Raw genomic sequence first — 18,386 nt, 5'->3', positions numbered from 1 at the left:
GCCGCACCACTCGCCGGTCGTGGTCCGAGGCCAGGGCGCCGGGCCTCACTTCTTCACCCGGGTGGTCTTGGTCGACGCCGTGTCGAGGGCCATCTCGTCGAGCTTGTTGACGCTGCGCTTGAGGCGGACGGTGCCGGTGCCCGCGTCCTCGATCTCCACGATCTTGCGCAGCCTCGTCGTCGCCTCCTCGTTGCCGGTCTCGACCGCGAGCTGCACGGCCCGTCCCAGCTTCACGGTGGCCGTGTCGGTGTCGCCCGCAGCCTTGGCCGCCAAGCCGTCCTGGATGGCCTCGGCCAGCTCGGCCTGCCCCGTGTAGTGCGCGACAGCCGGGTCGATCCGCGTGGTCAGGGTGTCGTCGTTGGACCACATGGCCTTGACGAGCCCCTGCGCCACCACCGCGTCGTCCACGGCCACCTGCACCCGCGCGGCCAGCTGCTCCTGGCCGACGACCTTCGCCGGCAGGCGCACGGCGACGTGGTAGTCGCGTGACTCGTCACCCCAGGCACCGGTCGGGTAGGCGCCGGTGAGCGCGTTCACCTCCTGGCGCCGCGTCGTGAGGTCGTCGACGGTCGGTGAGACCTGGCGGACGAAGATCACCTGGGCTCCTTGCGGCGCCCACACCCGCAGGCGCGCGTCGGCGACCCCGCGACCCATCGACTGGCGCATGATCTGCTCGAAGTCGGCCGCCATGTCGCTCGAGTCGGCGATGAGGTCGACGCTGCCGAGCAGCGCGGTGGCGATCTTGCGCACCTCGGCAACCTGCCAGTTGGAACCCACACCGCGGCAGTCGCACTGGAAGCGGCCACGGGCCGCGTCGACCGCGGCGCTCAGCTGCTCCGGCGTCTCGTGCTGGTTGTAGCCGTCGGTGAGCAGGATGGCGTGCCGTTGGGTGGCGCTGGGGACCGAGGCGAACAGCTTGGTGGCGAGCGCGAGCCAGGTGCCCATGGCCGTCCCACCGTCGGCCCAGAACCGGGCCACCGCGGCCTTGGCCTCCGAGCGCGTGCGCGCATCCATCCGCACCATGCCCGAGCGAGAGTCCGGCGGATAGGCCAGCTTCGCCTCGTGGCTGCCGGCGACGACGGCGAACCACACACCGTCGAGGACCTGGTCCAGCGCGGTCGCAGCAGCCTGCTGGGCTGCGACGATGTTCGAGCCCTTCATCGAGCCGGAGGTGTCGACGATGACGATCTCGGCGGCATCACCCGACCCCGACTGTCCGGCCTCACCCGCCCCGGAGCAGCTGATGGTGACGATGGCGTGGACGTCGGTGCCCCCGTCCGGCAGGAACTCGTTCTGGTAGACGTCAGCTGTGAATGTGGCCATCTGGCTGGACTTCCTCTCGGTGTGGCTCGGACTGTCGAGCCGGTGCGGCGACGGAATGTGCGGTGGAGTCCGGTGGGCGCGCCTCGACGCGAGCCAGGGCCACGGTGATGTTGTCCTGGCCACCCTGGGCGTTGGCCCAGTCGACCAGTGCCCCGGCCAGCCGGAGGGGTTCGGCCTGCCGGAGGGGTTCGTCGGGCGAGGTCCCGCGGGCGGCGGTCGCGGCCACGAGGGAGGCGAGGTCGTGCGCCTCCGAGCAGTAGTTCCAGAGACCGTCGGAGCAGACCAGCAGCCACCCGGGGACGTCGAGGCGCAGGGACACCGTTCGTGGGGTGTGGTCCGGAGCGTCGATGCCGAGCCACCGGGTGATCGCGTGGGCCTGCGGACCGCTCTCCGCATCGGCCCGCGGCACGCCGAGGGCGATCTGTTCGGCGGCGTACGAGTCGTCGACGGTCAGCAGCCGCGACGTCCCGGTGTCCGGGAGCCAGTAGGCGCGGCTGTCGCCGACCCAGCCGACGGTGAGCTCAGCGCCGTCCAGCGCGGCTGCGACGAAGGTGCACGACGCCGGGTTGCCCGGACCGGCGGTGGTGTTGGCGATGACTGCCTCGTTGGCGGCGTCCGCAGCGGCGACGAGCGCCCTGGTGCTGGCTGCGACCCAGCTGGCGACGCTGCCCGTCGCCCGGGGCGCGCTGGCGTCGAGCACGTCGCGCGCGGCCCTGGCCGCGGCGAGACTGGCCACGTCCGAGTCCGTCGAGGACGAGACCCCGTCGCAGACGACCAGGACGGCGTGGCCGCCGGGTCCGGGTCCAGCGGCGAGGGCGACGGCATCTTCGTTGCGGGTATGGCGCACGCCGCGGTCGCAGACGGCAGCCACCCATGGGGCTGGCAGCTCGGTGAAGTGGTTGCGTGGGTTGGCGGCAGCGGCCCCGCACTGGGTGCAGTAACCGTCGTCCGCAACCTCACCGCCACACTCGTGGCAGGCCTGACGGGGGGCGGCCTCGGAGGTTGTCGGCAACGGAGACTCCGTTGCCGGAACCTCCGGCACAGGAACCTCCGGACCTGAAGCAACCGGCGCGGCAGCAGTCGGCTCAGGCGCAGGCGCAGGCTCGGGAGCGGGGGGCAGGCCGAGGTCTGCACCGCACGCCTCGCAGTAGCGCTCCCCGGTCGCTACGGCGCTGGTGCACGACGGGCAGATCAGCGGGTCGCCGACCGGCTCCTCGACGGCGCTCACCGCGCCGTCCTCCTGGGCGCGCATCATCTCAACGTCCAACGGCGCACCGCGTTCGCCTGGTCCACGAGGTGCACCTTCTCCTCGCGGCTCGAGGAGTAGCGGGCGAGGTCGCGGTATGCAGCCTCCAGCCCGTCGCGCAGGGCCGGCTCGGCAGCCGGGCGCCCGCCGATGACCACCGTCGTGTCGGCGCCGTGGGACTCGACGAGGCCCAGCGCTGCGCCGAGCACCTCGACCCGGAAACGAGATCGGTCGACCGGGTCGATGGTCAGGCTCTCGATGCTGTCGAGGGCGGCCGCCAGCGACGGCAGCCCGCCGCCCGACTCGGCGAGGAGCCCGGCGCGGCGGCGACGCGCCTGGGTGAAGGCACGGCTGGTCGGGGGCACGAGGTCGAGCGCGCGGACCGCGCCCTCGACGTCCCCGCGCCCGGCGCGGATCCTGGCCAGGCCGAAGGCGGCCGGCGCGATGTAGTTGGCGTCGGTGCGTGCGCAGACGACGTAGAGCGACTCGGCGACGTCGGTGTCACCACCGGTCTCGCACGCGAACGCGAGGGCCAGCTTGGGCGCGAGCTCGCCGGGCACCTGCCCGTAGACCGCGTTGAACGCGCCCTGCGCCTCGGACGTCTGCCCACGGGCGAGCGCGACCAGGCCCGACATCCATACGGCGCGCCACTCCCACGGGTCGTCGCCGAGCAGCTCCCGGACCGCGTCGTCCACGCGGTACAGCTCCCCTGCCTCGAGCGCCGCCCGCGCGCGGGCCAGCAGCACCTCCGGGCTGGTGGTCGGCGCAGCCTGCAGAGCGGCCAGGCGCTGCGTGGGGTCGTCGATGCTCACGGTGCGCAGCCAGGGCATCTGCGGGTCGCTGTCGTCGGTGCGCAGGAGGGGGAGGTCCTGCCAGTACAGGGAGTCGTCGGCGACCGTGGGGACGTCGAAGAGGATGGACGACGTGGAGTGTTCGGCAGCGCCCTCGCGCGCGGTGGAGACCACCTCGCGCAGCACTCCGAGCAGCTGCACGCGCAGCTCGTCCGCCGACACGAAACGATCCGCGGGGTCGGGCGCGCACGCCTTGAGCAGCAACCGGTAGAGCGAGTCGTGCTCGAGGAACAGCGGTGTCTGCTCGACGGGCGGGAGGGAGGAGACGTAGGTGCTCTGGTAGCCGCGGAACTCCATGGCGAGCACGACCAGTGTGCGCCCGATCGTGTAGATGTCCGAGGCCACCGAGGGGCCGACGTGCGGCACCTCCGGCGCCTGGTAGCCCGTGGTGCCGTAGATCGCGGAGTCGAGGTCGTCGAGGCGGCGCACGCCGCCGAGGTCGATCAGCTTGACCGCATCACCGACCTGGATGAGGTTGTCGGGCTTGAAGTCGCAGAAGACGAGGTTGAGGTCGTGCAGGTACTGGAAGGCCGGCAGCACCTCGATGATGAACGCCATCGCCTGGTCGACCGGGAGCGGGTCGTACACGCCGCCGGCCGCTCGCATCCGCTGCTTGAGCAGGTCCTTGAGCGAGGTGCCGCCGACGTACTCCATGACGATGTAGCCGGCGCCCTCGTGCGTCACGAAGTTGTAGATCTCGACGATGAGCGGGTGCTCGACCTGGGCGAGGAACATGCGCTCGGCGATGGCTGCCGCGAGGGCGTCGGGGTCGCCGGAGTTGAGCAGGCCCTTGAGCACCACCCAGCGGTCGGAGACGTTGCGGTCCCGCGCGGCGTAGATCCAACCGAGGCCACCGTGGGCGATGGCGCCGGCGACGACGTACTGCCCGCCGACGACATCGCCCTCCTTCAGCTTGGGGGTGAAGGAGAACGGGTTCCGGCAGGTCGGGCAGAAGCCCTCGGTGCGCCCCGGCTGACCGTCGCGGGACCGTCCCACCGCAGCCCCGCACGACGGGCACGTGCGTCGTTCCTCCGGAACCATGGGGTTCTTCAGCACCGCGCCGGCGGCGTCGACCGCCGGCACCGGTGGGATCGAGGTCAAGCCGGCACCGAGCCGAGCCCCCCGCAGACGGGTCGACGTGGTGCCGACCCTGCGGGTGACCTTGCTGCCCGCGGCACTCGCGCGGGCCGAACCCAGGGCCGCGGAGGCGAGCTGGTTGGAGGCCCGCGAGACGGTCGAGGGTGAGTGGGCCACTCCGGCCGGGGACGTCGCGACCGAGCCGACGGACGCCGAGGCGCTCGAAGCGCTGGACGAGCCCTGAGCGCTCGAGGTGCCCTCGGGACCGGGGGAGCCGCAGATGTCGCAGTACCCGTCGAGGATGGTCCCCGTGCAACCGGGCTGAACGCAGGCGGTCGTGCTCACGATGAGCCTCCTCCGTCGGGACGTGGGCGGTGCGGTCGCTCCTCGACGCTGCGCAGGTATGCCGCGCAGGCAGCCACGAGGGCGCGGACGCGCACCAGGTCGGTGGGTTCACGGTCGAGCGCACCGACTGCTCGTCGTTGCAGCTCCGCGAGGTCGGCAAGGGCCTCGTCCGATCGCGGTGAGGCGCGGCGGTCGGCGGCCTTCGCGGCATACAGGTCGAGGGTGACCCTCAGCTCATCGCGCTCGGAAAGGGCGGCTGCGTAAGCGTTCTGGGCCATGGTCATGGCCCGACCAACCGCGTCGAGCCGCGCGAGGTAGGCGTCCACGGCGGCGGGGTCGGTGGGCACCGGCCCGAGCATCGACACGTCGGGCACGGCAAGGCGCGGGGCGGGGGCGACCTGGGCGACGCAGCGCGCGGCCAGGATCCGCAGCGCACCACCGCGCGCTTCGAGCTCGGTCCGCAGGGCCTTGGCCCTCTCTTCGTCGTGGGCGCGGGCACGGCGGTTCGAGGCGCCGACGATCAGGTCGCGCTCGGCGCGAGCCGCATCCTGCTCCAGCGGACCCAGCAGGCCGCCGACGTCGGCGCCGCGCTTGGCCCGGGCCACCACGTCGGTCACGCGGGTGTCGAGCCGGTCGAGCACGGCGACGGCAGCGGCGTGCACCCGCGCGGGCTCCCGGTCGACCAGGTCGCGGATACGTTCGACCGAGGCGCGCAGGCCCCGGACGCGCGCCTGCAGGTCGGCCTCCGACGGGTCCAGCCCCAGCCGCGCGCGCAACGAGGCGGCGAGGGCGTCGGACAGCCGGCAGGCCTCGGGCAACGAGACTGCCAGCGCCCCTGCCACTCCCGTCGCGCCGCGGGGCGTGGCACCCGGCGTGGTGCCGGGCGTCGTGCCAGGCGACCCTGACGGTCGGGAGACCGTGGCGTCGAGCCGCCCCCACACGAGGGTGGACAGGCGCGCGAGCTCGGTCGGACCGACCCGCCCGGAGTCCCAGGTCGCGACGAGGAGGTCGTGCCGGTCGGCAACCCCCTTCCAGAGCGCCATCGAGAGCAGCAGGTCGGCGGTGTATGCGGCGCCGTCCGGGGCCGCGAGCGCCGCCTCGTCGAGCACGTCCAGCTCGGCCTTGCGGGCGTCACGCCAGCTGCCCAGTGCCTCGAGGTAGTGCAGCGCCTCGCTGGCGACGAGGGGCTGGCCGAGCCGGCCGGGGGCTGCCGGCGCGGTGGCGCCGTTCATCGCGGAGATCACGGTGTCCGCCCGTACACCGGCGTAGGGGGAGACGGCGCCTTGCCGAGGGAGCTCGCGAGCCACGTGTTGTAGCTCTTGGTCCAGCGACCGTCGGAGCGCATCTGCGCAAGGACACCGTTGACGAACCGCACGAAGTCGACGTGCTGCTTGTTCACGCCCAGGCCGTACGGCTCGGCGGTGAAAGCCGGCGCCTTAACGACCTCGGCGTAGGGGTCCTGCGCCGCCAGCCCCGCGAGCACGGTGTCGTCGCCGGTGATGGCGTCGACCTTGCCCTGCTGGAACAGCACCAGGCAGCCGGTGTGGGTGTCGGCACCGACGGCCTGGACGGACCGGAAGGTGCGCAGCTTGTCCATGCTCGTCGAGCTGTTGGGCGCGCAGACCTTCTTTCCGGCGAGGTCCTGGATGCCCTTGATCGGGCCGCCGCTGGCGGTCTTCTCACCCAGTCGTACCAGCACCTTCTGGCCCGAGCGGTAGTACTCGCTGGAGAAGGCGATGTCCTTCCAGCGGGCGCAGGTGATCGTCATGTTGCGCGCCACGATGTCGACGGTGCCGTCCTCGAGGGAGGGCAGGCGCTGGGCCGCGGTGATGACCTTCAGCTCGATCTTGTCGGGGCGACCGAAGATCGCCTGGGAGACGGCGCGGAGCATGTCGATGTCGAAGCCCTCGATCTGCCCGGAGACCGGGTTGCGCGCGCCGAGCAGGAGCGTGTCGGCCGAGACGCCCGCGATGAGGCGGCCGCGTTTCTGGATCGTGTCCATGTAGCTGCCCGACGGCATCCGGCCGGGCGAAGGCATGGCGGCGGGCGGGGCGTAGGACTGCAGGCAGTTGGCGGTCACGACGTCGGTGCTGGAGGGCGCCGGCGAGGGTGTTGCCGTGCCGGTCGGCGACGGTGTCGCGGATGCCGCCGGCTTGGGCAGGGGAGTCGGGTCGTAGGCGCCGGCCGTGGTGCACGCCCCGGCAGCCAGAGTCGTGGCCAGCGCGGCGACGATGGTGAACGTGCGTCGGCGGCTCACCGGTACTCCTCCAGACGCAGCGAGACGCCCCACCAGACGCAGGCGGCTGCGATCGCTCCAGCCAGCAGCCCGAGCACTGCGGCGAACGGCAGCCAGTCACCGGTGGCGCCGAGCTGTTGCGAGGTCTGGTCGCTCAGTGCGGACAGCTGCTTGCCCGAGCTGGTGTCGAACGCGGTGAAGGTGGCGTTGCCCGTGCCGGATCCCTGGCCAGTGGCGAGCGCGACCGCGCCCTCCCAGTCCCCGGAGTCGTCCAGGGCGCGGATCTTTGTGTGGACCGAGGCGTAGTCGGGCCACGGCAGGGGAGCCATGCCCGAGGACGACGGGTTCTGCCCCAGCCGGGTCAGCTGGGAGGTCACTGTCGCGGCCGAGGCCTGCCAGGCCTTCTCGAACGTCGCGCCGGACCCGCGCGCGATCAGGGTCAGGCTCTCGTTGGACTTCGCGTCGAACCCGGCGATGCGTGCCTGGGCCGTGGCGAGGGTCGCGGCATACACACCGTTGCGGGTGGCATCCACCTTCGTCTGCACGGCGAGCAGCCCGACGGTGCCGGCCACCAGGGTGACGAGCACCACCACCGCGGCGGCGACGAGGGGGAGGTTGAGGTAGCGCCTGGTGCGCCTGGCCAGCCACACGAGGGCCAGCACGAGGACGGCCAGGGTAAGCAGCCCGGCGATGACCAGCCACAGCGCGGCCCGGTCGGCGCGGTCGAACTCCTCCGCGACGCGAGCATTGTTGGCGTCGCTCAGGTTCTTCAGCAGGGGCAGGGCCGTGGTGCGCAGGTCCGCGCTGGCGTTCTTGAGGTACTGCGCCCCGATCGGCAGGGCCTGGCGGTTGTTCGCGCGGGCCTGCTCGACCTGGCCCGTGTAGGTGATCAGCGCTTGGTTGAGCGCCGCCAGGGCGGCGCCGTCGACCGGCTGGTGCTGTGCCGCCTCGGCGATGAGCTGGGACGCCGATGTGATCGCCGTGGTGTAGTCGGCGCGCTGCGCGGGTGGCTCCAACCCACCGACGAGGAAGGCGTTGGTGGCATCGGCATCCGCGCGCACCACGTTGGTCTGGATGGCCTGGATGCGCACGAGCTGGTCGGAGTTCGCGGCCGCGCGGGTGAGGGCACCGTCGGCGGAGCGGAACGACTGGCCGGCGGCGAGCCCGAACAGCAGGGTGGCTGCGACTCCGACCATGCCGAGCGTCCGGAGGTGACCGGGGGTGCCGGACATGGCGACCCTGATCGCGGCGGTCGCAGCCTCCAGCAACCCCCTGATGCCGGTCGCGCGCACGGCCGGCATCGGCGCCGTACCCGTGCCCGTTCCCGGACCTGAGCCGAGCGCGGCGGGAGTGCCGACCGCACGCCCGGATGGTGGGAGCGCCGGCGGGGGCGGAGCCGCGGACGTGGTCGCCGGGGGCAGGGAGGGGGTCACGAGGTGCCTCCGGGGTATGGGGCGCGGTCACCGGGGTCCGGGGACGCGGGTGCCGGTCCAGCCTGAGACGCAGGGACGGGGGGCGCGGCTCCCTCGTCCAGCGGTTCCTCGTCGAAGTCGCGCGCGACGAGCAGCCGGAGCTGCTCGAGGGTCGGTTCCGGGGTCTCGCGCAGTCGCCACGCGTGGTGGCCGATCGCTGACTCGAGGGCGTTGCGGCTGAACCTGCCGTTGCCGAAGCCGCTGTCGCGCGGAGTGCGGCCGAGCACCTCGCGGAACCGCTCCACGGCGGCCGGCTCCAGCTCGTAGTCGGCACCCAGAGCGAGGTGCTGCAGGATCGCGACGAGCTCGTCGTCCGTGTAGTCCTCGAAGTCGATGGTGGTCCGGAACCGGCTCGCGAGACCGGGATTCGCTGCGATGAACGCCGTCATCGGCGCCGGGTAGCCGGCGACGATGACGACGAGGTCGTCGCGCCGGTCCTCCATCTCCTTGACCAGGGTGTCGACCGACTCCTGGCCGTACTGGTCGCCTCCGGCGAAGCTGCCTGTCAGGCTGTAGGCCTCGTCGATGAACAGCACCCCGCCGGCGGCCGACGAGACGACCTCGGCGGTCTTCGTGGCCGTCTGACCCAGGTAGCCGGCCACCAGCTCGGAGCGATCGACCTCGACGAGGTGGCCGCGCGAGAGCAGCCCCAGGGCCTGGTAGATGCCGCCGACCAGTCGGGCCACCGTCGTCTTGCCGGTGCCCGGGTTGCCGGTGAACACGAGGTGCCGGGTCAGCGTGGGGCTCTTGAGGCCGGCATCCACGCGCAGCTTCTCGACTCGCAGCAGGGCGACCTGCCGGTGGATCTCACGCTTGACCCGCTGCAGCCCGATGAGGCCGTCGAGGTCGGCCAACAGGTCCTCGAGGCTCCGCGCGGGCGGCGTCTGCGTCGCCGTTTCGTCCGGAGTGCCGGGGGTCGTCGGCGCGGGTGCGGCGCCCTGCTGAGGTATGGCGGGTGGCACGACGGACAGCTGGGCAGCGGCCGCGACCGAGGCGTTACCGATGACGCGCATCGTCGGCTCGCCCAGCTCGCAGGCAGCCGCAGCGACTTCGGCCAGGGCCTCGGCGTAGGCCCGGGTGTGCGGGGAACGCTGTGCCGCAAGGGCGCTCAGGGTCGCCGTCGGTGCCCCACGCCAACGACGGCCACGGCTGGCCGAGTCGAAGAAGTCCTGGGTGCTCGCACCGCCCACGGCGACGGCCCAGTCGGCGGCGGCCCTGGGCGCGGACTCGGCCAGGGCCGCGGCGAGGTCGAAGGCCTCTTTGCGCGCTGCCACGGTGTCGGCCCCGGCGGTGCTCGCGACACCGGCCACGACATCGACGGCCTCGTCGAGGGAGGAAGTGCGTTGGGGACTTGAGGGCGCCGGACTCATGACGCGTCGCGTCCAGTCGGTGGCTGGAGGCGGCCGGACCCGCCCGCATCCTCCGCGCTTTGAGCCGTCTGGGGGGAGATCGGTCGGCCACCTGCAACCCCGCCGGGCATCGTCGGGATCGGTGCGGACCCCACGTCGAGCACCCCACCGGTGGAAGCCGACCCGAACTTCTCGGCCAGGAACCGGCCGTGAGCCACGAGGGCGTCGGCGTCGGCGCGGCATACGGCGTCGAAGACCTTGTCCATGGTGGCGGCGAGGAGGTCCAGCTGGTCGATGAGGACCATCAGCGAGGACTTGCCCTGGTCGACGGGACGGTTGTCGGCGAACTGCCGGGGCAGCCGGAGGTAGCCGCCCACCGCCTCCGGGAGGTAGTCGGTCGCGGTGGCCATCACGGAGTAGGCCTGGGGGCTGCCGGCGCCGAGGCTCGGCAGCCGCGGGATGGTGTCGCGCACCACCTGGTCGACGCGGCGGACCCGGGACGCGACCGGCGCCGGCACCGCGCCGGCGGCGACAATCGACTCGACGCGGTCCAGGGACGCGAGGAGGTCCTCGCTGGTCGGGACTGCCGGCACGACGAAGCGGTCCCCCTGGTCGACGTGCTGGCCGCGGCCGAAGAGGCGGCCGAGGAACCCTCCCGACATGTGCTCACTATGCCCGGTCGACTTCTCAGCGTGAAGCACCTGCGGCGCCGCCCAGGTCGAGGGATCCGCTAGCCACGCGGTCGTCATGGCGGTCGACCCGTTCGAGGTAGGCGCGTGACTTGCCGACCTCGGTCTCCAGGGTGCCGATCGTGGCGGCCATGGTGTCCAGGGCCTGCACCTTGAAGGTGTCGATCGCGTCCATGGTCGCGTAGATGTTCTGGAAGGCGGCCTGCAGCTGGGGGAGCCCGATCGTCGCCGAGGCCGCCTGCTGCTGGATCTGCACCGAGTTGTCGCGCAGCATCTCGCTGGTCCGCTCGATCATCCCGCTCGTCGTGGTGTTGAGGGCGGTGATCTGGTCGAGGACGAGCTTCTGGTTGCCCAGCGCCTGCGCCACGATGACCGCGGTGCGCAGCGCCGACACCGTGGTCGTGGAGGCCCGGTCGACCCCCTTGATCAGCTCGATGTTGTTCTTGATGACGATGTCGATCGCCAGGTAGTTCTGGATCGAGACGGCCAGCTGGGTCAGCAGGTCCTGGTGCTTCTGCCGGACGTAGAAGAGCACGTCGTCGCGCAGCGCCTTGGCCTTCTCGGGGTCGGTGGCCTCCAGCTCGGCGATGCCGGCAGCCAGTCGGGCGTCCAGGCGCTCGGCGACGTAGACGTACTGGTTGAGCCGGGCCATGGCGTCCCAGAGGTACTGCTTCTCCATGTTGAGCGCGGCGTTGTCCTTGCCGAGCTCGTCCTGCCCGTCGCGCAGGGCGTGCAGGATGCCGTCGAGGTGGCTCTGCGCGGACTGGTACCTGCGGAAGTAGTCGTTGACCTTGTCGCCGAACGGGACCATCCCGAGGAACTTCTTGGCGCCCGTCGCCTCCTTGGGGTCCAGGCCCTCGATGGTCCGCCGGAGCTCCAGGAGGGTCGAGCCCACCTTGGACCCCTCGGCGAGGCCGCCCTCCTGGAGGGCCTTGACCGGGGAGCTCAGCAGCCGGTTGGACGTCTCGGCGGCCTTGCGTATGTCGCCGTCGCCCATGGTGCGTACGTCGGCGGCCTTGGCGGAGAACTCGGGCGAGCGGGGCGCGGCCGTCATGAGCGAGTCGAGGTAGCTGTCGACCTTGCCGTCGAGTCCGGGCAGGGCCGCGGCCTCCACGGCGGGGGCCATCCTGGGGGCCGCGGTCTCGGCCACGAGCGGGGGAGGCGGGGGCGCCGTGAGGGTCAGCGCGGACGGCGTGCCGGCAGGCGGTTGGAGCGGTGCGGGCTGCGAGTCGGTCATCGTGCTCCCCTGGTTGCTCGAGGGGTCAGCGAGCGGTGCTCGCTCCCCCCGAGTCGACGAACAACCAATCTACGCGGTTCCCCTGCGCCAGCACCGGGGAATTCGCTGCATCGGGTTGCCCCGTTTGGAGGGGTATCTGCTGGTCGATCACTCGTGCGGACCGCCTGATGGTCAGGCTCCCGCGGATCGCGCGCTCCTGGGCACCGGGACTCATGTGCTGCACGCGTCGGAGGGGCATGGTTCGAGTCATGACCGTGAGGACCGAGCGCCCGCCAGCTGCCACTGCGCTGGTCGTCAGCCACTTCGGGATGGCCCTGGTCCTGATGTTGACCGGCGGGGTGCTGACTCAGTTGGCACGTTGTTGCGACGGACAGGGAGAGCCGCCGCCTTGGGTCTACACGCTGGCCGGCGTTCTGCTGGCCGTGGGTCTGATCGTCGTGGCCGTTCGGCTGTGGCGCGGGGCGCTGTCCCGGCGAGCTGCACTGCTGAGTGAGGCGCTCTCGCCAGCAGCGGTCATCGCGGCGGAGGTCTGGGGTGTCCGATACCTGGGTTGGCAGCCACCCCTTCCTCTGGCCATGGCCCTTGTGGTCGTGCTGGTGACCTGGTGGGTGTTGGCGTGGCGCGCCCTGCGTCGGTCGCCGGGGGAGTCCTGGCTGAGGCCGCCGACGCCAGGGGTCGGTCCGTAGCCGGCTTCGAGATGCCGGCGGGCAGGCATCCGATGCATTCGAGCCCTCGGGAACGGCTCGTGTACGGATGCGCTTCGCGGGAGGACGGGACTCAGCGACGTCGAGCGGCCGGAAGGCCTCTGAGCTGCGGAAATGTGGTGCCCTCGGGCAGATTCGAACTGCCGACACCCGCTTTCGGAGCGAGCCAAGAGGTGCACCGTGGAGCGAATTGCATTGTGCTGCAATGGCTCGGGTGTGGTCGTGTACCGGGTTGTTCTGGCTGGGCCGGACCCTGTGGGTACCTCTCAGGTACCTAGGTCAGATGCGCAGACCACTATTCGATCAATCGTTCGTCCGGCGCCGGCGGAACGCAACCACGGCGGTGCCTATTACTGCTGCGATCGACAACCCGATGAGTGGAGTCGTGTCGACCCCGTCACCCTTCAGGCAGGGTAGCGCCAGCATGAATAGGAGTGCGTCGAGGGCAAAGATGACCCAAAGGTTGATCCGGGGCTTTGGCGCGTATCGGCCTGGGTCGTCTCCTGACATTTCAGCCATTGTGGCTTACTCGGCGTCGATTGAGCGGAGAATGGCCGATGCCGCATTGGCTTCATGGGGTCCGACGGGACAGGCAATCCGCAACCTACTGAGTGCCCGTCAGGCGTGCGGCCGTGAGGACTTTGGCTCGGTTTCCGTGATTGATGGGCTGCCGCGTGGTCGTGGTTGTTCGGACCGCTGGAACAACTCGCGTGTCCTGCTCGGTGTCCTTCTCCCCGGCGCGAGGTGCGATCAGTCGTCGCCGCCCAGGGTGACGTATCCGTCGGTCCAGTTGATCTCGTCCATCGTGTACTCGTCGACCAGGAAGCACTCCGGCTCATCACGAAATCCGGGCGCCTCCTTGAGCTGGGTCCGCGCTGCTGACACAGCGTCAATCGAACTGAAGATGCCGATGACCTTGAACTCGTCGAGGTCTTCGTCGTACGAGACATCGCCGAAGTCGTCGCGGTGCACCACGTCCTGCGGCTCGGAGTCGATTCCGTGGTGGATGTGCTGCAGCAGGTACGCGATCACGCGGCCCAGACTAGGTCGCTTGTCGGCGTCCGGGGCGACGTCTTGGTCGGCCAGGATGAGCCACCGAGCCGATAGCGGAGCAGGGGAGCCTGACGGAGTGGTCGGGTCAAGGGTGGCCGGAGGCCATCACGGAGTGACGCGTAGCGCCCTTGATCCGACCCGGAGGTGGGCGGAGAGTGGAGCGAAGGATCGGCGGCTCAAAGGTGAGTCATCCAGCCTGAGCTTGGCGCGCGTGGTCGAGATCGCCTCGAGTGAGCAGGGGCAGCGTGGTGAGCTCGATGTCGCTCAAGGCTGTGCCCGGGGTAGGGCTCCGGTCGATCGCGCAGATGACCGTCTGGACGGCGGCGCCAGCTGCGCGGAGCGCGTGCGTGGCGTCCCGGACTGCGCCGCCTGTGGTGACGATGTCTTCGACGATGGTGATGCGGCGTCCTGCTACATCGGCGCCTTCGGCGAGGCGTCGGGTGCCGTACTCCTTGGCCTTCTTGCGGACGAACAGCGCGGGTATCCCGGTGATGCTGCTGATCATGGTGGCGAGGGGGACGCCGCCGAGCTCCAGGCCGCCTAGGAGGTCGGTGTCTTCCGGCACGAGCGGTTGCATGGCTTCTGCGACTCGGCGAAGGAGTTGGGGGTCGGACTCGAAGAGGTACTTGTCGAAGTACTCCGTTGCGGTCTGGCCGGACCGAAGGGTGAAGCTGCCGGTCAGTCGGCAGGTGCGGTCGATGTCGCGGGCTAGTTCGGCGAGAAGGTCAGGCTGCACGCGCGCATGCTCTCATGATCGGCAGATGAGGGACGGCGTCTGGTTTGCGACCTGGGCGCCGTTGTTCCTTGTGGGCTGGGGGGTGCGCGCAGGGCGCGAAGCGCCCAGGGCGCGGCGGTCCCCCTCGCGGGGCCCCGGGCCTCGAGGCGGAGCCGCGCTTGATGCTCATGTGCCACACATGTGCTACGTCGGGGGCTGTGCCCCCTCGCGAAAGCCTACGGTGCCCCATGGCGGCACCTGACCTGCAGATTTGTGGTGGTGCCCTCGGGCAGATTCGAACTGCCGACACCCGCTTTAGGAGAGCGGTGCTCTATCCCCTGAGCTACGAGGGCGGGGCATGGCTGAGGCTGTTGGTGCGACCGGCTTGGCCATGCAGCGGCCAGCGTAGCCCAAGGGACTCACATGTCCGATCACGGGCTCGCTGGTCCAGCGCGGACCGTTGGATGGAGGCGCGAAGGCCCGGGCCGTCCGGCGCGGGCGGTCCTACCCTCTCCCTGTGACCAGACGGTTCCAGCTCGCTCGCTTCGCGTCCATGCTCATGGGCTTCGCGCTGCTCGCAGGCAGCTTCTTCGCCTACTCGCTGGTCTCGAAGCACATCGGAAGCGACCTCGTCCGGTGGTTCGCCGGAGCCGCCAGTCTCGTCGTGGATCTGTGGCTCGCCTACGCGGTCAACGCAACAGTGGTCGCGCGAGTCGACCCGGACGGAGCCCAGCGAGCCGCGGTCGAGCGCGAACGAGAGGCCACCCGCCGCGGTTAGGGGCCCACAAGAAGCAGAGGTGCTTACTGGCCCGAAACGACGATGGTGGGCGGCCCGCGAGCGATGCGGTCCGCGTCCTGACAGGACCTCAGCGGAACTCGACCCTCGCTGCGGTGTCGCACGCTCTGCTGGTCGGTGGAAATTGCGGGTGTCGGGTCCAGTCGTTCCGTGCCGTGATGGCGCACTCGTAGTAGCCGAGCACGTTGTGGATGCCGTCTGGCACGCTCAGGACGTGGGCCGTGGGCCCGAGTTGACCCGCTGCGGTTCGGGTGGCGGCCCGCGGGCTGAACGAGTCCAGGTCGCCGGACATCAACAGCATGGGTAGGGCCGTCCGGCTGAGGGGCGGCTCCGAGGAGAGCGAAGGGACCTTCCAGGCGTCACAGACCCGCGAGTAGGGCGACGCGTCGAAGACCATGGAGTAGGCCGCTTGGCCTGTCCCCGGCATTCGAGCCGCATCCGGGGGCGTGCGGTTCGACGGTGGTGTGCTGCAGACGTTGGTGAGGAAGAGCCCCAGGCTGAATCGTGTGTCACGACACCGTGGTCGGTAACCGCTGCAGAACAACGGATCCTTGGCCACCAACGTGGCGAGCTCCGGCGCGAGGTGACCGTGTGCAGCCTCGTCGATGATGCGAGGCAGAGCCGTCAGCGGTCCCCCCTCGCCGCCCAGCGTGAAGCGTGCGGCCCGGACGAGCTTGGCGCCGTCGACCAGGACGGCCACCTTCTGAGCGCCGACCTGAGCCGTGCCCCGCAAGGGGTGGTTGGTGGTGCTGGCGAGGGCCCGGATCCACAGCGTGCCGAGCTCGGGATGGGCCGCCCGGCAGTTCGGGGCCTGCCCGCATTCGCGGAACAGGGCGTCGAGAGTCTGCCGCAGCGCCACCGCGTCCTGGCGCGACGCGGTAGGTCCACTGAACCGGGGTGAGTCGAGGTATGCGGCCTGCAGCCGATGGGGAAAGAGTCGGAGGTACTCCATGAGCACGGCTGACTGGGTCCCATACGAGGCGCCCATGGCCCAATGATCGACCCCGGCGGCGGCTCGGAGGTCCTCGACGTCCTGCGCCATCGCCGTTGCGGTGTAGTCGGCCGGTTCGACCCCGTGCGCACGCAACCGTGCTGCGCACCGGCCAACCGCCGCAACGAACGCGGTGAGGACACCCGGGTCGTCGTCTCGCGCGGCGGCCGCTTGCGGACCCAGCGGATCGACCTCGGGGCAACGAAGTGAGGGGGTGCTGTGCGGGCCGGAGCCGCGCCATTCGAGCTGAAGAGTCGTTCGACCCAGCCGTGCCGTGCCGGCAGCAATCTCGCCCCCCACACTGTCAGGGTCGCCGAAGTTGGCGCCGAAGCTGGTGCCCAGCCCGGGCATGGTGGCTCCTGCCGGGGGCGGCACCTTGGCGACGAGGAGCTTCACCGTGCCTCCGTCCGGCCGAGCCCGGTTGGCGAGCACGGTCAAGGTGCCGCACTGGTGCGCGGTGAGGAATGTGGTCTCGACGTCGTCCGGACATGGCCCCCACGCCAACGTGGGGTGGAACGGCTTCGGTTGGGGCGCAACGGTGCACGCCGTCACCACGGTCGCGCCCAGCAGGCCGGCCGTCCCGACGGCCAGACCGCGGCGCAGGATCGTCCTCAGGGGGGTCACGGCGATGCACTCATCCCGTCCGGTCCCATTGACCCCCGAGGAACAAGACGTCGTCGTCCGCGGGCTTCGGTCCATCGGGCGAGGTGTGTATGGAGGTCGTGAGGGTCCCCCCGCGCACCGTCCATGCGATCAGCATCGAGGTGCCAGTGCTGTCGCTCGCCTGAACCCACAGTCCCTTGGCGTCGTAGGTGGTTTCTCCCTTGTCGCCCACCTCGTATGCACCCGCGTCGTCCTGGACCAGGATCGACCATCGTGATCCCTGCGTCTTGAGCACCAGGCGGACACTGCCGTCATCCAGGTAGTTCGCAGTCAGGACGTCGGGCGCGATGTGCAGACCCCGGCGGGTGATCTCGGCCTTGGTGATGTCCCTCGTCCACGTCCCATCCGGGATGCGGGCCTGCGAGCTGGTGGAGGCCGTGCTGGCCATACGAGCTGACGTCGACGGGGTCGTCGACGGCCTTCCCGTGGCGCCAGCGCACCCGGTGAGCAGGAGACCCGCCACGAGCACCGTGGTCGTCTTCGTCCTTGTCATCATGAGGTCCCCTTCCCATGGGGTCACCAGGTCACGGGCGGCAGCGGGTGACTGGGTTGATGTTGGACGCGATCTACGAGGACGACGTCCACGTCGTCCTTGACAGCAAGCCCACCCGTGCCGGGCAGGGGTCATCGATCACGGCCAAGATCAGGCGTGGGCCCGTACGGCTCACCGAGTACTGGCCCACCGGCTGACCGGAGCACAGGTCCTGGCTGAATAGATCGGTGCGCAGCTCGCGGCCCCGCACCGCAAACAGGGAGCCGGACACCACGCCGGGGTAGGAGGCGGGCGCGGTGACGCCGAGCATTCCCGCAGATCCGAAGTCCAGCACCCATCGTCCAGCGATGGTCGGGGCGGATGGGAGCGCCGCGACCCGGCCGGCGTATCGGCCGTGGAGGACGATCGAGGGACTCGTGCTGGTGGCCGGGACCACCTGTGGCTTGTGGTCACCAGCCCACCCACCCCACACGACCGCACCGGCAGCGCATGCTGCGGCCACCAGTCCGGCTGCGGTGGCTCCACGGCGCAGCCACCTGGTGCGCCGATGCTGTGCGCGGGCTGCAGCCAGCAGCAGCTCGACGTCGGGGTCGAGGCTGCAGGCATTGCGGGACAAACCAGTCCGTAGCCGGTCGTCAACGGACATCGCCGCTCACCTCCTCGTCCAAGGTCTCTGCGAGTCGCGCCCGGGCTCGGTGCAGGTGCTGTTTCACGGTCGACTCGGACACCTGGAGGATGCGGGCGATCTCGAGCACGGGCCGGTCCTCCCAGTAGTAGAGCGCAACCGCTGCACGCTGCATCGGTGCCAACGTCGCCACGGCTCGGGCGACGTCCGGGTCGGGCAGCGGTGGATCCGCCAACAGCGGCTGTGCGCGTCGCTCTCGCTGTGGTCGGGAGCGTTCGCGCCCGACATACCGCACCGCCATACGCACGGCGACCTTGCGCGTCCACGCTTCTGGTCGCTCGTAGTCGGACACCACCGACCATTTCTGTAGGAGCTTGAGGAACGCATCTTGGGTGATCTCCTCGGCGACGGCACGGTCGTTGACGATGAGGAACACGGTCCTGGCCACCGAGGTGAAACCGGTCCGGTACACCCACTCGTAGTCACGCTGCTCATCGCGCTGCACGACGCACTGCCTTCCG

General features: G+C 70.6%; 17 protein-coding genes and 1 tRNA gene. 3 read left to right on the top strand and 15 right to left on the bottom strand.

Annotated elements, in window-relative coordinates:
* Window positions 1-45 precede the first annotated feature (45 nt).
* From ABEG17_RS05615 to ABEG17_RS05575, 9 genes are read right to left on the bottom strand one after another with little or no spacing between them, the layout of a single operon-like run.
* A complete protein-coding gene (locus ABEG17_RS05615) occupies window positions 46-1,323 on the bottom strand; it encodes a VWA domain-containing protein (RefSeq protein WP_406832300.1) in 1,278 nt (425 codons plus the stop codon).
* Complete coding sequence (locus ABEG17_RS05610) at window positions 1,304-2,590, bottom strand: PP2C family protein-serine/threonine phosphatase (RefSeq protein WP_406832299.1); 1,287 nt, start codon at window positions 2,588-2,590, stop codon at window positions 1,304-1,306. The genes ABEG17_RS05615 and ABEG17_RS05610 overlap by 20 nt, the downstream gene beginning before the upstream one ends.
* Window positions 2,575-4,842 carry a tetratricopeptide repeat protein gene (locus tag ABEG17_RS05605; protein WP_406832298.1) on the bottom strand — a complete coding sequence of 756 codons (2,268 nt, stop codon included), beginning with the start codon at window positions 4,840-4,842 and terminating at the stop codon, window positions 2,575-2,577. The genes ABEG17_RS05610 and ABEG17_RS05605 overlap by 16 nt, the downstream gene beginning before the upstream one ends.
* Entirely contained in the window at window positions 4,839-6,074 is a 1,236-nt protein-coding gene (locus tag ABEG17_RS05600; RefSeq protein ID WP_406832297.1) for a hypothetical protein, read from the bottom strand. Before ABEG17_RS05600 ends, ABEG17_RS05605 begins: the two co-directional genes overlap by 4 nt.
* A gap of 8 nt (window positions 6,075-6,082) precedes the next feature.
* Window positions 6,083-7,099, bottom strand: a complete 1,017-nt coding sequence (locus ABEG17_RS05595) for a transporter substrate-binding domain-containing protein (protein ID WP_406832296.1) — start codon at window positions 7,097-7,099, stop codon at window positions 6,083-6,085.
* Window positions 7,096-8,511 carry a hypothetical protein gene (locus ABEG17_RS05590; RefSeq protein ID WP_406832295.1) on the bottom strand — a complete coding sequence of 472 codons (1,416 nt, stop codon included), beginning with the start codon at window positions 8,509-8,511 and terminating at the stop codon, window positions 7,096-7,098. The genes ABEG17_RS05595 and ABEG17_RS05590 overlap by 4 nt, the downstream gene beginning before the upstream one ends.
* Window positions 8,508-9,920, bottom strand: coding sequence for an AAA family ATPase (locus tag ABEG17_RS05585; protein ID WP_406832294.1), 1,413 nt, complete (start codon window positions 9,918-9,920; stop codon window positions 8,508-8,510). The genes ABEG17_RS05590 and ABEG17_RS05585 overlap by 4 nt, the downstream gene beginning before the upstream one ends.
* Window positions 9,917-10,561, bottom strand: coding sequence for a hypothetical protein (locus ABEG17_RS05580; protein WP_406832293.1), 645 nt, complete (start codon window positions 10,559-10,561; stop codon window positions 9,917-9,919). Before ABEG17_RS05580 ends, ABEG17_RS05585 begins: the two co-directional genes overlap by 4 nt.
* 25 nt (window positions 10,562-10,586) lie before the next feature.
* Window positions 10,587-11,825, bottom strand: a complete 1,239-nt coding sequence (locus ABEG17_RS05575; protein ID WP_406832292.1) for a toxic anion resistance protein — start codon at window positions 11,823-11,825, stop codon at window positions 10,587-10,589.
* Between the two features lie 248 nt (window positions 11,826-12,073).
* Here ABEG17_RS05575 and ABEG17_RS05570 point away from each other — a divergent pair, with 248 nt between their 5' ends.
* A complete protein-coding gene (locus ABEG17_RS05570; protein ID WP_406832291.1) occupies window positions 12,074-12,511 on the top strand; it encodes a hypothetical protein in 438 nt (145 codons plus the stop codon).
* Between the two features lie 768 nt (window positions 12,512-13,279).
* Here the strand turns inward: ABEG17_RS05570 and ABEG17_RS05565 are convergent.
* From ABEG17_RS05565 to ABEG17_RS05555, 3 genes are all read right to left on the bottom strand, one after another.
* Complete coding sequence (locus ABEG17_RS05565; protein ID WP_406832290.1) at window positions 13,280-13,561, bottom strand: hypothetical protein; 282 nt, start codon at window positions 13,559-13,561, stop codon at window positions 13,280-13,282.
* 208 nt (window positions 13,562-13,769) lie between these two features.
* Window positions 13,770-14,318 carry an orotate phosphoribosyltransferase gene (pyrE, locus tag ABEG17_RS05560; protein WP_406832289.1) on the bottom strand — a complete coding sequence of 183 codons (549 nt, stop codon included), beginning with the start codon at window positions 14,316-14,318 and terminating at the stop codon, window positions 13,770-13,772.
* A 256-nt stretch (window positions 14,319-14,574) separates the two neighbouring features.
* Window positions 14,575-14,650 (bottom strand) — tRNA-Arg (locus ABEG17_RS05555).
* Window positions 14,651-14,814: 164 nt separating this feature from the next.
* Here ABEG17_RS05555 and ABEG17_RS05550 point away from each other — a divergent pair.
* Window positions 14,815-15,075: a hypothetical protein gene (locus ABEG17_RS05550; RefSeq protein ID WP_406832288.1), complete on the top strand. Its 261-nt coding sequence runs from the start codon at window positions 14,815-14,817 to the stop codon at window positions 15,073-15,075.
* Between the two features lie 88 nt (window positions 15,076-15,163).
* On the opposite strand, the gene ABEG17_RS05545 is transcribed toward ABEG17_RS05550, so the two are convergent.
* Together ABEG17_RS05545 and ABEG17_RS05540 are read right to left on the bottom strand one after the other, a co-directional pair.
* Window positions 15,164-16,708 (bottom strand): alpha/beta hydrolase, encoded by a 1,545-nt coding sequence (locus ABEG17_RS05545; protein WP_406832287.1) that lies wholly within the window; start codon window positions 16,706-16,708, stop codon window positions 15,164-15,166.
* A 10-nt stretch (window positions 16,709-16,718) separates the two neighbouring features.
* Entirely contained in the window at window positions 16,719-17,240 is a 522-nt protein-coding gene (locus ABEG17_RS05540) for a hypothetical protein (protein ID WP_406832286.1), read from the bottom strand.
* A 59-nt stretch (window positions 17,241-17,299) separates the two neighbouring features.
* Between ABEG17_RS05540 and ABEG17_RS05535 the strand changes: the two genes are divergently transcribed.
* A complete protein-coding gene (locus tag ABEG17_RS05535; protein WP_406832285.1) occupies window positions 17,300-17,437 on the top strand; it encodes a hypothetical protein in 138 nt (45 codons plus the stop codon).
* 438 nt (window positions 17,438-17,875) lie between these two features.
* Here the strand turns inward: ABEG17_RS05535 and ABEG17_RS05530 are convergent, their stop codons facing one another.
* Window positions 17,876-18,370 (bottom strand): RNA polymerase sigma factor, encoded by a 495-nt coding sequence (locus ABEG17_RS05530; protein ID WP_406832284.1) that lies wholly within the window; start codon window positions 18,368-18,370, stop codon window positions 17,876-17,878.
* Between the last annotated feature and the right edge of the window lie 16 nt (window positions 18,371-18,386).

It is taken from the genome of Pedococcus sp. KACC 23699 (genome assembly GCF_045348425.1).
GTDB lineage: Bacteria > Actinomycetota > Actinomycetes > Actinomycetales > Dermatophilaceae > Pedococcus.
The sequence above is the reverse complement of the archived record's forward strand: the minus strand, read 5'-3'. Positions and strand labels throughout refer to the sequence as shown.